Here is a 16,554-nt window from a genome sequence, read left to right on the forward strand (position 1 = left end):
GTGGCCGGACGGCTCACCGGGGACGTGTACGCGGGCATCGACGCGCGCTTGTCCGAAGTGGACGCGCGGGTCGTGGCGCGGTACCCCGGTGAGCCGTCCGGGCGTCAGCCGGTGCACACGGTCTACGTGCCGGCGCACCGGTACACCGCCGACCTGGCCGCCCGCTGGGGCGAGCAGGCGCGGGCGGTGTTCGACTCCGACGGCGGCGCGCTCGGCCTGGACCCGGCCGTGGCCGAGCGGGTGCGGCGCAAGCTGGTCACCGAGCCGATCGAAGACCTGCGGATCGACTTCGAGGACGGCTACGGCCGCCCCGGCGACGACACCGAGGACGAAGCGGCTCTCACGGCCGGCCGCGTGCTCGCGGAGAACCCGGCGACGCCGTTCTGCGGCATCCGGTTCAAGAGCTTCGAGCGCGCGACCCGTCGTCGCGGCATCCGGACGCTGGACGTGTTCCTGTCCGGGCTGCTGGAGCACGGCAAGCTGCCGGCCGGGTTCGTGGTGACGCTGCCGAAGGTGACGGCGGTCGAGCAGGTCGGGGCCGCCGCCGAGGTGCTCGGTCACCTGGAGACGGCCTACGGGCTCCCGGACGGCGCGCTGCGGTTCGAAGTGCAGATCGAGACCGCGCAGTCCATCGTGGACAGTGAGGGGCGGGTCGCGGTGGCCCGGATCGTGCAGGCCGCCGAGGGCCGGTGCAGCGGGCTGCACTACGGCACCTACGACTACAGCGCCGGGCTGGGCATCGCCGCGGAGCACCAGAGCATGGATCACCCCGTGGCCGACTTCGCGAAGGCGTTCATGCAGGTCAGCGCCGCGGGGACCGGGGTTCGGCTCTCCGACGGATCCACGAACAGGCTCCCGGTGGGGGAGGCGTTGCTGCCCGCGTGGCGCGAGCACCTGCGCCTCGTGCGGCGGTCTCTGGAGCGCGGCTTCTACCAAGGCTGGGACCTGCACCCGCACCAGCTGCCGACCCGCTTCGCCGCGACGTACGCCTTCTTCCGCGAGGGCCTGCCCGCGGCGGCGGCCCGGCTGCGGGACTACGCGTCGCAGGTGGACAGCGGCGTCCTCGACGAGCCGGCCACCGCCCGGGCGCTGGCTGGTTTCCTGTTGCGCGGCCTGGATTGCGGCGCCACCGACACCGCCGAAGTCGAAAACCTGACCGGCCTGACCCGCGACCACCTGGAGAGCTACGCGACCCCCCGCGGCTGACCGCAGAACTCGCGCGCCGGAGCGTGGGACTCGCGCGCCGGAACGTGGAACTCGCGCGCCGGAACGTGGGACTCGCGCGCCGGAACGTGGAACTCGCGCGCCGGAACGTGGGACTCGCGCGGCGGAGCGTGGGACTCGCGCGGTGGGTGCGAGTCCCACGCTCCTGGCGGTGAGTTCTGCGTTCGTGCGGGTGAGTTCTGCGTTCAGGTCAGGAAGTCCAGCAGGGTCGCGGTCAGTGCGGCCGGTGCGTCCTCCTGCACCAGGTGTCCGGCGCCGGGGAACAGCTTCAGCCGCGCGCCGGGGATCCGGGATGCCAGGTCCTTGCCCTGCTCGGCGGGGATCCACTCGTCCGCCTCGCCCCAGCCGACCAGCACCGGCAGGTCCAGGGAGCCCAGCAGCGGCTCGATCTCGTCGGTGAACCGCTGGTCCGCCTGCGCGATCTGGCGGTAGTACGCGGCCTGCCCCTCCGCGCCGAGCCACGGCGCGACCAGGTCGTCCAGCACCCCGCCGCGCAGGCCCGGGGCGGAAGCGGTCGCCGTCTGGGTGCGCACGATCGCCTCGTGCAGGTGCGACGGCAGCCGCTCGAACACCGCCGGGTTGTCGCGCACCAGGCGGAAGAACGACGTCCCCCACGGCGCGATCGCCACGGCGTCCACCAGCGCCAGCCGCTGGTACCGCGCGCCGTGCAGCAGGTGCGCCCGCAGCGCGACCACCCCGCCGAAGTCGTGCGCCACCACCGACGGCGACTCCAGCCCCCAGTGCTCCAGCAACGCCGCGAACACCGAAGCCTGCGTCCCCAGCGACACGTCCTGACCGGCCCGTTTCTCGGACTGCCCGTACCCCAGCATGTCCCACACGAACACCTCGTGCCGCTCGCTCAGCGCGGCCGCGATGTCCCGCCACACGTACGACGAAAACGGCGTCCCGTGCAGCAACACGACCGGCGGGCCCGAACCCGAGGAAGCCCAGCGCACGGTCCCGCCCGATGTCTCGAATCGCTCCATGCCCGGGACGTTACCATCTAGCCGGACTAGACGGTAACCAGAAGCGCGAGGTACACGTCCACCTGGGCGACGAAGTCGTTGAGGTCCACGCCGAGCAGCTCCGAGGCCCGCGCGATCCGGTACCGCAGCGTGTTGACGTGGACGTGCAGCGCCCGCGCCGCCGCTGTCGGCGAGCTGGAGCACTCCAGGTAGACCAGCACGGTGTGCACGAGGTCCGTGCCCTGTGCCGCGTCGTAGGCGAGCAGCGGCCCGAGCACCCGCGCCCGCACCGAGCGGCGCAGCTCGTCCGGCGCGCCGGCGGCCAGCAGCTGGTGCACCGCGATGTCCTCGCCCGCGACCAGCTCGATCCGCCCGCCGCGCCGGGCCGCCAGCTCGACCGCGTGGCGGGCCTCCTGCGTCGCGCCGTGCAGGCCCTCGACCGACGCCGGCCCGCCGGACCCCAGGCGGAACCGCGACAACGACATCAGCCGGTCCAGCCGCGCCAGCGCCTCACCGGCCGCGCGCATCCAGTTCCCCGGCCCGGCCACCAGCGCGTAGGCGTCCTCGCCGACGACGCCGACCACCGGTCGCGCGCCGGCGAGGAGTTCGGCCAGCACCTCCGCCGCCAGGTCCGGGTCGTCGTCCGGCGCCCGCGCGAGCAGCACCCGGATCTCGGCGTCCGAGGGCAGGCCGGACGCGGCGAAGGCGCCCGTGACCGGGCTCCCGTCGGCGAGCGCCTGGAGCAGCGGTTCGGCGGCGCGGCCCGCCATGCGCCGCACCTGGTCCGCCCGTGCCCGCGCCAGCCGCACCAGCTCGGCCAGCTCTCCGGCCAGCTCACCCGGCTCGGGGTGCCCGACCGCCAGCAGCCACGGCACCGCGAAGCTCCCGCCGACCGGGAGCAGCGCGTACCCGTCGTGGACCGTCACGTCCCGGCCGGGCACGACGTGCGCGACCAGGTCCGCCGGTGGCGGTTCGGCCGTGCCCGCGACCACCCGGCCCGTCCCGGACAGCACCCAGCACGGCGCGCCCAGTTCGACCGCGCCCTGCCGCAGCAGCGCGGGCAGCGAGATGTCCTCGGTCGCCGCGGCCAGCAAGCGTTTGCGGGCACCGCCCGGCTCCCGGCCCAGCCGCGCGGCCAGCTCCAGCACCACGCGCTCGGTGATCACCGCGAACGACAGGTCGGCGGGCACCTCCAGCAGCGGGATCCGGTGCTGCGCGCACGCCTGCACCACGTCCGGCGGAATCCCGCCGGTGTCCGCGCCGGACGCGGCGAGCGCGGCGACCCCGGCCCGGGCGAGCGCGGCGACGAACGGCCGTGCGTCCCCCGGCTGCCGCCACCACAGCAGCCCGCTCAGGACGACCTCGCCCGCCGAGACGTACCGGCTCGGATCGGGCAGCTCGGTCACGTAGATCCGGCTGACTTCGCGCCCGAGCAGCCCGGCGCCGGTGCGCAGCCGCAGCCGCAGTTCCGGGATCTCCAGCAGTGTTTTCACCGTCGTCATCAGGGTTGTAGGAAAGCACAAACGCGGGCCCGCACGCTGCTGTCGGTTCGTACTGCGCTGCCGTTGCCGGTGCCCCCGTCACAGGCGTCTACTGCTATCCATGGACTTCCTGCGACCGGCGAACCTGGCCGAGGCGCTCGCCGCGAAGGCGGAGCGCCCGGACGCCGTGCCACTGGCGGGCGGCACGGACGTCATGGTCGAGCTGAACTTCGACCACCGCCGTCCGGACGCGCTGCTCGACCTGACCCGGGTCGCGGAACTCGCCGAGTGGACCGTCGAGGACGGCGTGGTCCGGCTGGGCGCGGGTGTGTCCTACACGCGCCTGATCGCTGAGCTGGGTGAAAAACTGCCCGCGCTGGCGATGGCGTCCCGCACGGTCGGCTCACCGCAGATCCGCAACCGCGGCACGGTCGGCGGCAACCTCGGCGCCGCCTCACCCGCCGGGGACACGCACCCGGTGCTGCTGGCGACGGGCGCGCGGGTCGAGGTCGCCTCCACCCGCGGCACCCGGTTCATCGAGGCCGACGACTTCTACGTCGGCGTGAAGAAGCACAGCCTGGCGGCCGATGAGCTGATCGTGGCGGTGCACCTGCCGGTCGCGACCGCGCCGCAGCAGTTCTCGAAGGTCGGCACCCGCAACGCGATGGTCATCGCGGTGTGCTCGTTCGCCGTCGCGCTCGATCCGGAGCACCGGCGCGCGGGCGCGGCGATCGGCTCCGCGGCGCCCACCCCGCGCCGCGCCACCGAGGCTGAGGAGTTCCTGGCCGGCGAACTGCCGTGGGACTCGCCCGCGCCGCTGCGCGACTCGGCCAAGCGGCGCTTCGGCGAGCTGGTCGCTTCGGCCGCCGCGCCGATCGACGACGTGCGTGGCACCGCGGAGTACCGCAGGCACGCGCTGGCGGTGCTGGCCCGCCGCACCCTCGGCTGGGCCTGGCAGGACTACGTGGGAAGTGAGCGGACATGCGCGTGAACGTGACGGTCAACGGCGAGGCCCGGCAGGCCGACGACGTGTGGGAGGGCGAGAGCCTGCTCTACCTGCTGCGCGAACGGCTCGGCCTGCCCGGTTCGAAGAACGCGTGTGAGCAGGGCGAATGCGGGTCCTGCACGGTCTACCTGGACGGCACCCCGGTGTGCGCGTGCCTGGTCGCCGCCGGTCAGGCCGAGGGCCGCGAGGTGCGCACGGTCGAGGGGCTGGCCGAGGGCGACCGGCTCGACCCGGTCCAGCAGTCCTTTGTGGACGCGGGTGCGGTGCAGTGCGGGTTCTGCACGCCCGGTCTGGTGGTCGCCGCGCACGATCTGCTCAACCGGGTGCCGAACCCGAGCGACGAGGAGATCCGCGAGGCGCTGGCCGGCAACCTGTGCCGCTGCACGGGTTACGAGAAGATCCTCGATGCGGTGCGGGCGGCGGCGAAATGACCCTGATCCTGGAGAACGCGGCCATCGCGACGGTCGATGCGGACGGCACCGAGCACCGCAGCGGGCACGTCGTGATCGACGGCGACACCATCACCGCCGTCGGCGCAGGGCGCGCCGGGGTCGCGGGGGATCGGGTCGATCTGACCGGCTGCCTGATCACGCCCGGCCTGGTCAACACCCACCACCACCTGTACCAGTGGGCCACCCGCGGGCTCGCGGCCGACGCCACGCTGTTCGAGTGGCTGGTCCACCTGTACCCGATCTGGAAGCGGCTGGATGCCGGCATCACCCACGCCGCCGCGACCGCCGGCATGGCGCGCCTCGCGCTGACCGGGTGCACCACGGTCGCCGACCACCACTACGTCTTCCCGCACGACAGCGGCGACCAGATCGAGGCACTCGTCGCCGCGACGAACCGGATCGGCGTGCGCGCGCACCTCGTGCGCGGGTCGATGGACCGCGGCGAGTCCGACGGCGGCCTGCCCCCGGACAACCTGGTGGAGACCACCGAAGCCGCGCTCATCGGCACCGAGGCGGCCATCCACGCCCACCACGACCCGGCACCCGGCGCGCGCATCCGGATCGCGGCCGGGCCGTGCTCGCCGTTCACCGTGAGCGAGCAGCTGATGCGTCAGGCCGCGGATCTCGCCCGCCGCACGGGAGTCCGGCTGCACACCCACCTCGCCGAGACGCTGGACGAGGAAGAGCAGTGCGTGGCCGAGAACGGCTGCACCCCCGCCGAGTACGCCGACAAGCTGGGCTGGCTCGGCGACGACGTGTGGCTCGCCCACACCGTCCACCTGGAGGACGCCGCGATCCGCCGCCTCGGCGCGACCCGCACCGGCTCGGCGCACTGCCCCACCTCCAACGGCCGCCTGGGCACCGGGATCGCCCCGGTGCGCGGTCTGCTGGACGCGGGCGCGCCGGTCGGTCTCGGAGTCGACGGTGCGGCGTCGAACGAGTCCGGCGGGCTCGGCGAGGAACTGCACCAGGCATTGCTGCAGGCACGGCAACGCGGCGGCCCCACCGCGCTGACCGTCCGCGAGGCGCTGTGGATGGGCACGATGGGCGGCGCGCGCTGCCTCGGGCGGGACGGCGAGCTGGGCTCGATCGAACCCGGCAAGCTCGCCGACCTGGCCGTGTGGGACCTGACCGGCCTGCGCTACGCCGGCATCGAGGACCCGGTGGCCGCCCTCGTCCTCGGCACGACCCCACCGGTGAAGCGGCTGCTCGTCGGCGGCCGGACGGTGGTCGAAGACGGCGAGCTGCGCACGGACGACGAAACCGCGATCGCGGGCGAGCTGGCCGCCGCGAGCAGGAGGTTGCGATGACCACGTCGGTCGAGCGGGCCACCACGACGGACGGTATCGGCAGCAGCCCGCGCCGCCCGGACGGGATCGTGAAGGTGCGCGGCGAGTTCGCCTACTCGTCGGACCTGTGGCACGAGGACATGGTGTGGGGCGTGACCCTGCGCAGCCCGCACCCGTCCGCGCGCATCACCGGCATCGACATCACCGAGGCGCTCAAGGTGCCCGGCGTCGAGGCGGTGCTGACGCACGAGGACGTGCCGGGCGTGAACCGGTACGGCCTGGAGCACCCGGACCAGCCGGTGCTGGCCGTCGACGTGGTGCGTTATGAGGGCGAACCGGTCGCGCTCGTGGCGGCCGACCACCCGGAGACCGCGCGCCGCGCGATGAAGCGCATTCGCGTGGACTACGAGGTGCTGGACCCGGTCACCGACGCCGAGCGGGACGTGCGCGGCGACGGGCCGAAGGTGCACCCGAACGGCAACGTCGTCCGGCACGTCCCGATCCGGCGCGGCGAGAAGTCCCCGACCGCCGACGTGGTGGTGTCGGGTGTCTACGAGGTGGGCATGCAGGACCAGGCGTTCCTGGGGCCGGAGTCCGGCCTCGCGGTCCCGGCCGAGGACGGCGGCGTCGACCTGTACGTCGCGACGCAGTGGCTGCACGTCGACCAGCGGCAGATCGTCGCCGCGCTCGGGCTGCCCGAGGACAAGGTGCGGCTCACGCTCGGCGGGGTCGGCGGCGCGTTCGGCGGGCGCGAGGACCTGTCCATCCAGATCCACGCGTGCCTGCTCGCGCTGCACACCGGCAAGCCGGTGAAGATGGTCTACAACCGCGAGGAATCGTTCTACGGCCACGTGCACCGGCATCCGGCGAAGATGTACTACGAGCACGGCGCCGACCGGGACGGGAAGCTGGTCTACGTCAAGGCGAAGCTCTTCCTCGACGGCGGCGCGTACGCCTCGTCCACCAGCGCGGTGGTCGCCAACGCCGCGACCCTCGGTGTGGGGCCGTACAACGTGGACAACGTCGAGGTCGACTGCTGGGGCGCGTACACCAACAACCCGCCGTGCGGCGCGATGCGCGGCTTCGGCGCGGTGCAGGCCGCGTTCGCCTACGAGTCGCAAATGGACAAACTGGCCCGGGCGTGTGGGCTGGACCCGGTCGAGGTGCGGGTCCGCAACGCGATGAGCGAGGGGTCGCGCATGCCGACCGGGCAGATCGTGGACTCCGCCGCCCCGGTTGCGGAGCTGGTGCGGCGGGTGGCCGCCAAACCACTGCCGCCCGAACCGTCCGGTGAGCGGGACCTGCGGACGCTGCCCGGCGGGGTCTCGAACACCACCCACGGGGAGGGCGTGGTCCGTGGAGTCGGGTACGCCGTCGGGATCAAGAACATCTGCTTCTCCGAGGGCTTCGACGACTACTCGACCGCGCGCGTGCAGCTGCGGGTCGTCGGTGGCGAAGCGGCCGCGACCGTGCAGACCGCGGCGTGCGAAGTCGGGCAGGGCCTGGTGACGGTGCTGCAGCAGATCGTGCGGACCGAGCTGGGCGTGGAGCAGGTGACGATCCTGCCGATGGACACCTCGATCGGCAACGCGGGATCGACCTCGGCGTCGCGCCAGACGTACATGACCGGGGGAGCGGTGCGGGCCGCGTGCCTGGCGGTGCGCACGGCGCTGACCAAGCGGATCGGCGCGCCGGACGCGGAGCTGGTGGGCGGCAAGGTGGTGTCCACCCGGGACGGTGTGGTCGCGGACCTGGCCGACGTGCTCGGCGACGACGTCTACGACGAGACCGTGGAGTGGCGGCACCGGCCGACCGACGTCCTCGATCCGGAGACCGGCGCCGGCAACGCGCACGTGCAGTACGGGTTCGCCGCGCACCGGGCGGTGGTGGACGTGGACACCGAACTGGGCCTGGTCAAGGTGGTCGCGCTGGACTGCGCCCAGGACGTCGGGCGGGCGCTCAACCCGCAGGCCGTGCTGGGCCAGATCCAGGGCGGCTCGGCGCAGGGCCTCGGGCTGGCGGTGATGGAGGAGATCCAGACGCACGAGGGGAAGATCCGCAACCCGTCGTTCACCGACTACCTGATTCCGACGGTGCTCGACATGCCGCCGATGGACATCGACGTGCTGGAACTGGCCGACCCGAACGCGCCCTACGGCCTGCGCGGCGTCGGCGAGCCGCCCACGATCTCCTCCACTCCGGCGATCGTGGCGGCCATCCGCGCCGCGACGGGCAAGGACCTGCCGCGGATCCCGGTGCGGCCGGAGCACATCGCCGGCTGACCGGGACCCGCGGCCGGGATCAGGCGCGTTCCAGCACGACCACGGGGATCTCCCGCGTGGTCTTCTTCTGGTACTCGTCGTAGTCCGGCCAGGCCTCGGTCATCTTCGCCCACATCGCGGGCTTCTCCTCGGGGGTGGCGACCCGGGCGACGGCCCGGAAGCGCTCGCCCTTGACCTGGACCTCGACGTTCGGGTCGGCCTGGAGGTTGACGAACCAGGCGGGCGGCGTGTCGGTGCCGCCATTGGACGCCACCAGCAGGTAGGCGCCCTCGTGCTCGCGGAAGATCAGGGCGTGCTTGCGCTCCTGACCGGACTTGCGGCCCTTGGTGAACAGGATCAGGATCGTCGTCCCGTTGCGCCAGTAGTAGCCGTCCTCGCCGTCGGTCTCGAGGTAGCGGTCGACGTGCGGTTGCCCGTGCAGATCGATGGAAGTGCTCATGAACCCGACACTACCCACGGCCGGGACGGGTGAGCATTTCCCGGGCCATCGCCACCGCGGCCTCACCGGCGATCGCCAGTGGTTCGACGTTCCGCAGCGAACGGCTGAGCACGAACGCGCCTTCCAGGCCGGTGATCACCGCGACGGTCAGCCGGCGGGCGTCGTCCGCGGACAGGCCGAACCGGGTGAACACCCCCGTTCCGGTGTCGATCCACGCGGTGAACACGTCCGCCGTCGCGCGGCGCAGGGTCTCGTTAGTGCTGGCGACCTCCAGCGCCACGGTGGCGATCGGGCACGCGTCGGCGTAGCCGGTCTCCCGCAGGGTCACCGCCGCGGCGGCGAAGGCTTGCTCCAGCCCGGTGATCAGGTCCGGCGCCGGGGCGATCAGCAGGTCGAACAGCTTCGCGTACTCCATCCCCGACGTCCGGATGACCTCTTCGGCCAGCTGTTCCTTGCCGCCCGGGAAGAAGTGGTAGATCGAGCCGAACGGCGCGCTCGCCTCGCCGACGATCTGCTTCAGGCCGGTCCCGGTGTAGCCGTTGCGCCGGAACAGCTCGGCGCTCGCGGCCAGGATCCGTTCTCTGGTGTTGCCCACGTCACTGATCCTAGCTACTCTCCCGCTAGAGCGATCTATCAAATCCGAGGGGGCGATGATGCCCGAGGTGGAGCTGTCCGCGGGGACGATCGAGTACGACGACACCGGCGGTGGGGGGCCGGTGATCGTCTTCCTGCACGGCCTGACCATCGACAACACCGTGTGGCGCAAGGTCGTGCCGGGCCTGGGGGAGTACCGGTGCGTGCTGCCGAACTGGCCGCTGGGCGCGCACAAGAAACCGATGAAACCGGACGCCGACCTGTCGCTGCGTGGTCACGTGCGGCTGCTGGCCGAGTTCCTGGAGAAGCTCGACCTGCGGGACGTGACCCTGGTCCTCAACGACTGGGGCGGCGCGCAGTTCCTGATCTCCGAGGGGCTCGCCGACCGCCTCGCCCGCCTGGTCCTGGTGGCGTGTGAGGCGTTCGACAACTACCCGCCCGGCTTTTCCGGGCGCATGCTCGTCCGCGTCGCGCGGATCCCCGGCGGTCTCAAGGCGATGCTGCACCTGCTGAAGTTCCGGTTCGTCCAGCGCGCGCCGGGCTCGTGGGGGTGGATGAGCAAGACACCGGTGCCACCCGAGGTCGTGGACGGCTGGTTCCGCCCGGCTCGCGAGAACCCGGCGATCATGCGGGACATGCTGAAGTACGGCCTGCACACGCCGCCGAAGGAGACGCTGCTGGCGTGGTCGGACCGGCTGGGGGAGTTCACCGGGCCCGTGCTCGTGGTGTGGGCGGCGGAGGACAAGCTCATGCCCCGCGAGCACGGGCCGCGGCTGGCGCGGCTGTTCCCGGACGCGCGGCTGGTCGAGGTGCCCGGCAGCTACACGCTCGTGCCGGAGGACCAGCCGGAACTGCTCACGAACCTGCTGCGGGAGTTCGTTCCCGTCGCGTCCCGAAGATCAGGTTGAGCACCACGGCCACCACGCAGCCCGCGCTGATGCCGGAGTCGAGCACGGTCTGCACGGCCGACGGGAAGTGCGCGTAGAACTCCGGCGCGGCGATCGGGATGATCCCGATGCCCAGCGCGGCCGCCACGATCGTCACGTTCGCCGGGCGGTCGAACGCGGCCGTGGCCAGGGTCCGGACGCCGCTGACCGCGACGCTGCCGAACAGCACCAGCCCGGCGCCGCCGAGCACCGGCTGCGGCACCAGCGCGACCACTCCGCCCGCGACCGGGAACAGGCCCAGCAGCACCAGGATCGCGCCGCACGCGGCCACGACGAACCGGCTGAACATCCGGGTCAGCGCGACCAGCCCGACGTTCTGCGCGAACGCCGTGCACGCGAACCCGCCGAACACGGTGGACACCGCGGTCGCGACCCCGTCCGCGCGCAGGCCGTCGGCGAGCGTGCGCTGCCCGGTCGGGCGGCCGACCACCTCGCCCAGCGCGAGCATGTCCGCGGTGCTCTCGGCCATGATCACGATCATCACGATCGCCATCGAGACGATCGCCGCGATGTCGAACGCCGGGGTGCCGAAGTGGAACGGGCTCGCCACGCCGAAGGCCGGCGCCTCGCGGAAGGTCGACGTGTCGACCTCGCCCAGCGGCCACGCGATCAGCGTGCCGACGACCAGGCCGAGCAGCAGCGCGATCCGGCTCCAGAACCCGGGCAGGAACCGGTTGAACGCCAGCACCGCCAGCAGCGTGATCGCGGCGAGCAGGATGCCGTGCGGTTCGGCGGAATCCTGCTGGCTGGAGATCCAGTCGACCGCCACCGGCAGCAGCGACACCCCGATGAGCGTGATGACCGTGCCGGTCACCAGCGGCGGGAAGAACCGCGTCAGCCGCGAGAAGAACGGCGCGGCGAGCACCAGCAGCGCGGCGCCGACCAGCGTGGCGCCGTAGACGATGCCCAGTGCGTTCTGCGGCCCGTGCTGCTGCACGATCGCCAGCACCGGGGCCACGTTGGCGAACGTGACGCCGTTGACCAGCGGCAACCGGGCGCCGAACCGCCACACGCCGAGGGTCTGCAGCAGGGTCGCCAGACCCGCGGTGAACAGGCTCGCGCTGATCAGCAGGCTCAGCTGACCGCCGGACAGGCCGACGGCGCTGCCGATGATCAGCGGCGGGGCGACGACGCCGGCGTACATCGCGGCGACGTGCTGCACGCCGCCGACGACCAGTTGCAGAGCCGGGGGTTTGCGGTCGACCGGGTGGATCTCCGTTGCCGGTGCGGCGGTCGTGGTCACGCGGGTTCTCCCAACTCGCCCGGCGCTACCGCCAGGCGGGGCCCGGGTCCTCCGCGTCGTCGCGCAGGACGGTTCCTTCGATCAGACCGTACGGACGGTCCGCGGCGTGGAAGACCTCGTTGTCGTTGGTGAGCCCGAACGGGCTGAGGTCCACCACGAAGTGGTGCTTGTTCGGCATCGACAGCCGGATCTCGGCCACCTCACCGCGTTCTTCCAGAACCGCTTCGCCCATCGCGTACAGGGTCTGCTGCAGCGAGAGGCTGTGTTTCGTGGCAAAGGTCTCCAGCAGGATCCGCCGGATCTCGGCGAAGCTCGTGCGCCAGTCGAGGTCGCTGCCCTGGTAGCGCCACTGGGCGGTGACGGCGGTGGCCAGGATGCGATCGTCGGTCTCGGCCAGCGTCGTGTACCTGTCGCGCGGGAAGCCGTGGAACTCCGAGCCGGTCGACTTGAGCACGACCAGGTCGCGCAGGCCGGACACGACCCACGCGCGGTCGTTCTCGATCGTCACCACGGTGGTGCGTTTTTCCTCGCCCGAGCGGGAGAAGGCGTGGTCGTGCGGGCGGCCACCGACCGGGATGCGGTCCCAGCCGTGCTCGTCGATCGTGATGCGCGCGCCGGTGATCTGGCCGAACTCGCCGACGAAGTGCCGTCCCAGCCGCAGCCCGAAGTCCTCGATCTCGCCGACCCGGCTCTCCTTGGCGAAGGCGTAGATCGTGTTCTTCTGCGTGTCGGTGGCGACCACGTCGGAGTTGTCGCCGGTCAGGTGGGTTTTCGCGAGGTCACCGCGCAGCGCGGTGGACACGGTGAGGTCCTTGAGGTGGTGCACGTCCCCGGCGCGGGTCACCGTGACCAGGCGGACCTCGGCCTTGCCGTACTGGTTCGGGCCCAGCGTGATCCCCATGGTCAGCTCCCGCGGTAGGTGGAGTAGGAGAACGGGCTCAGCAGCACCGGCACGTGGTGGTGCTGCGTGCCGTCGGAGATCCGGAAGGACACCGTGACCTCGGGGAAGAACGCGTCCGGGCCGAGGTGGGCGCCGGTGTCGAAGACCAGCCGGTAGACGCCGGGGTCCAGTTCGTCCGGGCCGAGGTCGCGGATGCGGCCGTCGTCGTCGGTGCGGCCCCGGGCGATGGGGGTGCCGTCGCCCGTTTCCAGCCGGACCGGGACGCCCGCGGCCGGGCGGCCGGCGGCGGTGTCGAGGACGTGGGTGGTCACCAGGCTCATGCGGTCACCGCCTTGTCCAGCCGCAGCACGGCGATCTCGACCAGCTCCCGCCCGGCGACCGCCAGTTCGGTGTCCGGGTCGTGGTGCATCCGCTCCCGCAGGTTCGCCAGCAGTTCCTCGCCGCTGCGCCCGCTCGCGCGGACCAGGAACACGTGCCCGAACCGCTCCTCGTACTCGGCGTTGGCGGCGCGGAACTGCGCGGCCGCGTCATCGTCCACACCGGACTGTTCGGCGCGCGACCAGCCGCCCGCGGATCGGTCGCCGATCCGCGGATGCGCCGCGATGGCCCGCCTGGTCTCGTCCGCGGTCAGGGTGCGGCGGGCCGCGGCGGTCAGCGCGGCGAGATCGGGGTAGGGCCGTCCGGCCAGCACCGCGTCGACCCAGCGCGGGACGTCCAGGCACGCGGTGAGCAGGTCCCTGGCTTCGTCGGCGGGTGCGGTGTTGAACTCGGCGAGCGTGACAGTCAAGTGTTCCTCCGGATCACGGTGCTGCCGATTCTGGGAAAAAGACGTTACGGTCGTGTTCGACGAGCGTCAACAATTTGTTGAAGTCAGGGCTGGCGATTGAGATAGTTGTAGACCGTGAACCGGGTGACGCCGAGTGCTTCGGCGACGGTGGGCGCGGCCTTGCGCAGGGCGAACGCGCCGCGTTCCTCCAGCAGGCGCACGGCACGCTGCTTGCCGGGCCGGTCCAGGTCGGCCAGCCGGGTGCCGAGCTCCCGCTCGACCTCGGTGATCAGCCGCTCCACCGTGGTGGGCGGGGCGCCGGCCGGTTCCCGGGCGGCGGCCGGCGTGGACAGCTGCAGGGTCAGGCGGGTCGCGCCGCCGGCCAGCGCGGCCCTGGCGATGGCCGGGAGCGCGTCGAGCAGGGCGTCCGCGTCGCCGCGGGCGGTGGTGCCGAGCGGGCCGAAGTCCACGGACAGCCCGGCCCGCTCGGCGGCGGTCCGGGCCCGGACGGCGTGCTCGGGCGGCTCGCCTTCGCCGCGGAACGGTTCGGTGGTGAACTCGGCTTCCAGTTCCACGTCGGCACGGTAACGGCCCGGGCGGGGAAACTGGAAGCGGACGAAAGGAGTGCGGGTGGAACTGGTCTTCCGGGCGCGGCGCGCGATCACGGCCGCGGGTACCGGGCCGTGCTCGGTGGGTGTCTCGGGTGGGCGGATCGTGGCCGTCGAACCGGGTGCGGCGTTGTCCGGCGACCGGGTGGTCGAGCTGGGCGACGACGTCGTCCTGATGCCGGGGCTCGTCGACACGCACGTGCACGTCAACGACCCCGGCCGCAGCGAGTGGGAGGGCTTCGAGACGGCCACCCGGGCGGCCGCGGCGGGCGGCGTGACCACGATCGTGGACATGCCGCTGAACAGCCTGCCGCCGACGGTCGACCCGGACGCGCTGGAGGTGAAGCGGAAGGCCGCGGCCGGACGCGTGCACGTGGACGTCGGCTTCTGGGGCGGCGCGATCCCCGGCAACGGCGGTCACCTGGCGGCGCTGCACGAGGCCGGGGTGTTCGGGTTCAAGTGCTTCCTGCTGCACTCCGGCGTCGACGAGTTCCCGCCGCTGGACGACGCCGAACTGGAGGCGGACCTGCGGATCCTCGCCGGACTGGGCGCGTTGATGATCGTGCACGCCGAGGACGCCCCGACGATCGACGCCGCACCCCGGCCGCACGGCCCGCGGTACTCGGGATTTCTCGCGTCGCGGCCGCGGGAGGCGGAGAACCGGGCGATCGCGCGGGTCATCGAGCTGGCGCGGCGCACGGGGGCGCGGGCGCACATCCTGCACCTGTCCTCGTCGGACGCGCTGCCGATGATCTCGGCGGCCCGGGCCGAGGGGGTCGCGCTGACGGTCGAGACGTGCCCGCACTACCTGAGTTTCGCGGCGGAGGAGATCCGCGACGGCGCGACGCAGTTCAAGTGCTGCCCGCCGATCCGCGAGGCGGGCAACCGCGAGCTGCTGTGGCAGGGGCTGGCCGACGGCGTGATCGACTGCGTGGTGAGCGACCATTCGCCGTGCACGCCGGAGCTGAAGCGGTTCGACAGCGGCGACTTCGGTGCGGCGTGGGGCGGGATTTCCGGGTTGCAGGTCGGGCTGCCCGCGGTGTGGAGCGGCGCCGCGCAGCGTGGGCATGGGCTGGCGGACGTGGTGCGCTGGATGGCGACGCGTCCGGCCGAGCTGGCCGGGATGACGCGCAAGGGCTGGATCGCGGCCGGGTACGACGCCGACTTCTGCGTGTTCGCGCCGGACGAGGAGTTCGTGGTGGACGTCGCGAAGCTGCGTCACCGGAACCCGGTGAGCGCCTACGACGGCAGCCCGTTGCGGGGTGTGGTGCGGCAGACGTGGTTGCGGGGCCAGGAAGTCACCGGGGACGATCCCCGGGGCGAGTTGCTGAATCGAGGGCAGTGTTGACCGAGCGTCCGGAGTGGACTCATGAGCCGGATCTGGCGTCGCGCCGGGCCGGTGGCAGCGTGGTGTGGGCCAACGACGAGGCCTTCGCCGAGCGGGAGAACCTGATCAAGCCGGGGCCCGCGGAGTTCCGGCCGTGGAACTTCGGGCACAAGGGGCAGATCTACGACGGGTGGGAGACGCGGCGGCGCCGGGAGCCGGGCGTCGACCAGGCGATCGTGCGTCTCGGGTTGCCGGGTGTGGTGGCCGGGGTGGTGGTCGACACGGCGTTCTTCACCGGGAACTACCCGCCGTTCGCGTCGGTGGAGGCGGTGGCGGTCGACGGGTATCCGAGCCCGGCCGAGTTGCTGGAGCTGGAGTGGACGCCGCTGGTGCCGAAATCGGAGGTGCGGGGTGACTCGGAGAACTTCTTCGCCGTGTCCTCGGGGCGGCGCTGGACGCACGTGCGGCTGACGATCCACCCGGACGGGGGAGTCGCGCGGTTCCGGGTGCACGGCGCGCCGGTGGCCGACCCGCGGCTGGTCGACCCGGCGGCGCTGGACCTGGCCGCGCTGGAGAACGGCGCGCGGGTGACGGGGTGCTCGAACATGTTCTACTCGTCGCCGTCGAACCTGATCTCGCCCGGTTTCGCCGCGGTGATGGGGGAGGGCTGGGAAACGGCCCGCCGCCGCGACGACGGCAACGACTGGGTGTCGGTGGCGCTGGCGGGCGCGGGCGTGCCGCGGCTGGCTGAGCTGGACACCACGCACTTCAAGGGCAACGCGCCCGGGTGGGCGTCGCTGAGCGGCCGCCTGGACGGCCCGTGGTTCGAGGTGTTGCCGCGCACGCGCCTCCAACCGGACACGAGGCACCGTTTCCTGGTGCCGGAGCCGCGCGAACTGAGCGAGGTGCGCCTGGACATCCACCCGGACGGCGGCATGGCCCGGCTGCGCCTGTGGGGCGCACTGACGGAGCGGGGACGCGAGACGTTCGAGCGACGGTTCCGGGATACGGCGGGCTGAGGATCGCCGGT

General features: G+C 72.6%; 17 protein-coding genes. 8 read left to right on the forward strand and 9 right to left on the reverse strand.

The window, feature by feature from the left end; all coding sequences use genetic code 11:
- Entirely contained in the window at positions 1-1,206 is a 1,206-nt protein-coding gene (locus tag D0D28_RS13770; protein WP_116110835.1) for a DUF6986 family protein, read from the forward strand.
- A gap of 203 nt (positions 1,207-1,409) precedes the next feature.
- Here the strand turns inward: D0D28_RS13770 and D0D28_RS13775 are convergent, their stop codons facing one another.
- Both D0D28_RS13775 and D0D28_RS13780 read right to left on the reverse strand, forming a co-directional pair.
- Positions 1,410-2,210 (reverse strand): alpha/beta fold hydrolase, encoded by an 801-nt coding sequence (locus D0D28_RS13775; protein ID WP_094007827.1) that lies wholly within the window; start codon positions 2,208-2,210, stop codon positions 1,410-1,412.
- A 26-nt stretch (positions 2,211-2,236) separates the two neighbouring features.
- Entirely contained in the window at positions 2,237-3,691 is a 1,455-nt protein-coding gene (locus tag D0D28_RS13780; RefSeq protein WP_116110836.1) for a PucR family transcriptional regulator, read from the reverse strand.
- Between the two features lie 100 nt (positions 3,692-3,791).
- On the opposite strand from D0D28_RS13780, the gene D0D28_RS13785 reads away from it, so the two are divergent.
- From D0D28_RS13785 to pucD, 4 genes are read left to right on the forward strand one after another with little or no spacing between them, the layout of a single operon-like run.
- Positions 3,792-4,661 (forward strand): FAD binding domain-containing protein, encoded by an 870-nt coding sequence (locus D0D28_RS13785; protein WP_116110837.1) that lies wholly within the window; start codon positions 3,792-3,794, stop codon positions 4,659-4,661.
- Positions 4,652-5,107, forward strand: a complete 456-nt coding sequence (locus tag D0D28_RS13790; protein ID WP_094007830.1) for a (2Fe-2S)-binding protein — start codon at positions 4,652-4,654, stop codon at positions 5,105-5,107. The genes D0D28_RS13785 and D0D28_RS13790 overlap by 10 nt, the downstream gene beginning before the upstream one ends.
- On the forward strand, positions 5,104-6,438 hold the full coding sequence (locus tag D0D28_RS13795) for an 8-oxoguanine deaminase (RefSeq protein WP_094007831.1): 1,335 nt from the start codon (positions 5,104-5,106) through the stop codon (positions 6,436-6,438). The genes D0D28_RS13790 and D0D28_RS13795 overlap by 4 nt, the downstream gene beginning before the upstream one ends.
- Complete coding sequence (pucD, locus tag D0D28_RS13800) at positions 6,435-8,699, forward strand: xanthine dehydrogenase subunit D (protein ID WP_116110838.1); 2,265 nt, start codon at positions 6,435-6,437, stop codon at positions 8,697-8,699. The genes D0D28_RS13795 and pucD overlap by 4 nt, the downstream gene beginning before the upstream one ends.
- Positions 8,700-8,718: 19 nt before the next feature.
- Here pucD and D0D28_RS13805 read toward each other — a convergent pair whose 3' ends face one another.
- Both D0D28_RS13805 and D0D28_RS13810 read right to left on the reverse strand, forming a co-directional pair.
- Complete coding sequence (locus tag D0D28_RS13805) at positions 8,719-9,138, reverse strand: nitroreductase family deazaflavin-dependent oxidoreductase (protein WP_116110839.1); 420 nt, start codon at positions 9,136-9,138, stop codon at positions 8,719-8,721.
- Positions 9,139-9,148: 10 nt separating this feature from the next.
- The gene (locus D0D28_RS13810; RefSeq protein ID WP_094007834.1) at positions 9,149-9,733 is read right to left on the reverse strand and encodes a TetR/AcrR family transcriptional regulator; all 585 of its coding nucleotides are present in this window, start codon (positions 9,731-9,733) and stop codon (positions 9,149-9,151) included.
- 58 nt (positions 9,734-9,791) lie between these two features.
- On the opposite strand from D0D28_RS13810, the gene D0D28_RS13815 reads away from it, so the two are divergent.
- The gene (locus tag D0D28_RS13815; protein ID WP_094007868.1) at positions 9,792-10,640 is read left to right on the forward strand and encodes an alpha/beta fold hydrolase; all 849 of its coding nucleotides are present in this window, start codon (positions 9,792-9,794) and stop codon (positions 10,638-10,640) included.
- Here the strand turns inward: D0D28_RS13815 and D0D28_RS13820 are convergent.
- The 5 genes from D0D28_RS13820 to D0D28_RS13840 form a co-directional block, all read right to left on the reverse strand.
- Positions 10,588-11,922 carry a nucleobase:cation symporter-2 family protein gene (locus tag D0D28_RS13820; RefSeq protein ID WP_116110840.1) on the reverse strand — a complete coding sequence of 445 codons (1,335 nt, stop codon included), beginning with the start codon at positions 11,920-11,922 and terminating at the stop codon, positions 10,588-10,590. The two genes, D0D28_RS13815 and D0D28_RS13820, sit on opposite strands and share 53 nt — an antisense overlap.
- Before the next feature lie 25 nt (positions 11,923-11,947).
- Positions 11,948-12,823, reverse strand: a complete 876-nt coding sequence (pucL, locus tag D0D28_RS13825; protein WP_094007836.1) for a factor-independent urate hydroxylase — start codon at positions 12,821-12,823, stop codon at positions 11,948-11,950.
- A 2-nt stretch (positions 12,824-12,825) separates the two neighbouring features.
- Positions 12,826-13,143 (reverse strand): hydroxyisourate hydrolase, encoded by a 318-nt coding sequence (uraH, locus tag D0D28_RS13830; RefSeq protein WP_094007837.1) that lies wholly within the window; start codon positions 13,141-13,143, stop codon positions 12,826-12,828.
- A complete protein-coding gene (uraD, locus tag D0D28_RS13835) occupies positions 13,140-13,610 on the reverse strand; it encodes a 2-oxo-4-hydroxy-4-carboxy-5-ureidoimidazoline decarboxylase (protein WP_094007838.1) in 471 nt (156 codons plus the stop codon). The genes uraH and uraD overlap by 4 nt, the downstream gene beginning before the upstream one ends.
- An 83-nt stretch (positions 13,611-13,693) precedes the next feature.
- The gene (locus D0D28_RS13840; protein WP_116110841.1) at positions 13,694-14,164 is read right to left on the reverse strand and encodes a helix-turn-helix domain-containing protein; all 471 of its coding nucleotides are present in this window, start codon (positions 14,162-14,164) and stop codon (positions 13,694-13,696) included.
- Between the two features lie 55 nt (positions 14,165-14,219).
- Between D0D28_RS13840 and allB the strand changes: the two genes are divergently transcribed.
- Both allB and alc read left to right on the forward strand, forming a co-directional pair.
- Positions 14,220-15,545, forward strand: a complete 1,326-nt coding sequence (gene allB, locus D0D28_RS13845; RefSeq protein WP_116110842.1) for an allantoinase AllB — start codon at positions 14,220-14,222, stop codon at positions 15,543-15,545.
- Positions 15,539-16,543: an allantoicase gene (alc, locus tag D0D28_RS13850; protein WP_116110843.1), complete on the forward strand. Its 1,005-nt coding sequence runs from the start codon at positions 15,539-15,541 to the stop codon at positions 16,541-16,543. Before allB ends, alc begins: the two co-directional genes overlap by 7 nt.
- The last annotated feature ends 11 nt before the right edge of the window (positions 16,544-16,554 follow it).

It is taken from the genome of Amycolatopsis ruanii (assembly GCF_003385175.1).
In the GTDB taxonomy this organism is placed as follows: domain Bacteria; phylum Actinomycetota; class Actinomycetes; order Mycobacteriales; family Pseudonocardiaceae; genus Amycolatopsis_E; species Amycolatopsis_E thermalba.

Coding starts and splice junctions, on each gene's coding strand:
- D0D28_RS13775 (WP_094007827.1), bottom strand. CDS start 2,210: ATGGAGCGATTCGAGACATCGGGCGGGACCGTGCGCTGGGCTTCCTCG.
- D0D28_RS13780 (WP_116110836.1), bottom strand. CDS start 3,691: ATGACGACGGTGAAAACACTGCTGGAGATCCCGGAACTGCGGCTGCGG.
- D0D28_RS13785 (WP_116110837.1), top strand. CDS start 3,792: ATGGACTTCCTGCGACCGGCGAACCTGGCCGAGGCGCTCGCCGCGAAG.
- D0D28_RS13790 (WP_094007830.1), top strand. CDS start 4,652: ATGCGCGTGAACGTGACGGTCAACGGCGAGGCCCGGCAGGCCGACGAC.
- D0D28_RS13795 (WP_094007831.1), top strand. CDS start 5,104: ATGACCCTGATCCTGGAGAACGCGGCCATCGCGACGGTCGATGCGGAC.
- pucD (WP_116110838.1), top strand. CDS start 6,435: ATGACCACGTCGGTCGAGCGGGCCACCACGACGGACGGTATCGGCAGC.
- D0D28_RS13805 (WP_116110839.1), bottom strand. CDS start 9,138: ATGAGCACTTCCATCGATCTGCACGGGCAACCGCACGTCGACCGCTAC.
- D0D28_RS13815 (WP_094007868.1), top strand. CDS start 9,792: ATGCCCGAGGTGGAGCTGTCCGCGGGGACGATCGAGTACGACGACACC.
- pucL (WP_094007836.1), bottom strand. CDS start 12,823: ATGGGGATCACGCTGGGCCCGAACCAGTACGGCAAGGCCGAGGTCCGC.
- uraH (WP_094007837.1), bottom strand. CDS start 13,143: ATGAGCCTGGTGACCACCCACGTCCTCGACACCGCCGCCGGCCGCCCG.